This window comes from Pseudogracilibacillus sp. SO30301A (assembly GCF_037072025.1).
Taxonomy (GTDB): Bacteria; Bacillota; Bacilli; order Bacillales; family Amphibacillaceae; genus Pseudogracilibacillus.
Genome location: NZ_JAXHDD010000128.1, coordinates 1 through 1,445, shown reverse-complemented (window position 1 = coordinate 1,445; position 1,445 = coordinate 1). Strand labels below are relative to the sequence as shown.

Here is a 1,445-nt window from a genome sequence, read left to right as displayed (position 1 = left end):
ATCAATTAAATTCTAATATTTTATCTAGGATTATTTGATTTACATGACCATCCAATACAGTTGGCAAATCATTATCTCGTTTATTGTTTTCAATATATTGATAGACCTTATCCAAGAAAGGATAAAATGCAGGAAAATAAGCAGATGCTTCCCTTGATAAATGAGAAGGTACAGTTTCTTGTCGGTGTACGATAATTTTCTCTAAATTTTCATTCGCCCTGCCAAAATATAGGCTTTTATCATTTACTAAACTTATTGTTCCTAAATCCCCGTAAATTCTAATGTTGGAATCAAAACCATGATTTATTCCTGTTAGCAGTTGAATAGAAAAGCTTGTTTTATTTTTCATTAAACCATGGATAAAGAAGGCATCATCTGAATCCCGTTTTTCACCAGCGCCTACTGGAACGTGCGTATGTATCAGACCGTGAATGTTTTCAACTTCATCGTCCACTAACCATCTTAAACAATCAATCATATGTGTTCCTAATGCACCTAACATTCCGCCAAATTTATCCCTCTCGCCCATCCAGCCCCGTTTACTTTCCTTCAGGTGAAGATATTGTGGACTTTTAGTGTGATATTCAAAATGGAGTATCCTCCCCACCTGATTGTTATTAATCATTTCTTTTACCTTTTGACGAATTGGCAAATATCTCCACTCAAAATCCACCAAAACCTTGGCATTATACTTTTTTGAAAGCTGTAATAGTTCCTCAGATTGCTTACTATGCATTGTAAACGGTTTTTCACAAACTACATTTATTCCTTTTTTTAATGCATACTTAACCATTTGATAGTGATAAACTGGCATAGAGCTTACAAATAAAAGATTAAGTTCCTCTTTATCCAGCATTTCAGTCCAATTCTTATAATGATTAGGAGAATAATCGCCACTCGATGACTCTTCTGGAAGCTGATGACGTTTCATTGTGCTAACAGCTACGATTTTCATCATCGGATGAGATTTAATTATAGGGGCTTGTACTCTCAAGCCAAATCCACCGCCAATTATTCCAACTCGCATTATGCTTCCTCCTTCTTCTTCAATCTTAATTTATATCTCCCAAATATACAGCCGAATCCTTACCCGCATTATAATCAATAATATGCTGGCGCATTGTTTGAGGATAAAGTCTGCAGCTTAGCAATTCAGATAAAGGCAACCATTCTACACCAATTTGTCCTTCATCAGGGACTATTCCATTCCTTATTTCTTTACTTCCTTGTTTAACCTTACACAAAAACATATACTCTATTTGGTGCACTCCCGAATCAAAGGCAGAGTGCTCATGGTTTTTTCCAATATATTCCCGAATAAATATTAGATTACCTATTTCCACATCGACATTGATTTCTTCTATACATTCCCTCTTCAGTGTTTGATGAAGGTTTTCTCCATGCTCTTGACCACCGCCGGGTAAAATATAGTAATAACCTTCTTT

The 1,445-nt window shown here is 35.5% G+C and carries 2 protein-coding genes; both read right to left on the bottom strand.

The genetic code is table 11. The features are described 5' to 3' along the window. Position 1 precedes the first annotated feature (1 nt). Positions 2-1,027, bottom strand: coding sequence for a Gfo/Idh/MocA family protein (locus SPD89_RS22740; protein ID WP_336264226.1), 1,026 nt, complete (start codon positions 1,025-1,027; stop codon positions 2-4). Positions 1,028-1,052: 25 nt separating this feature from the next. Then, positions 1,053-1,445 (bottom strand): NUDIX domain-containing protein (locus SPD89_RS22735; RefSeq protein WP_336264225.1); only part of this gene is annotated, 393 nt, incomplete at its 5' end.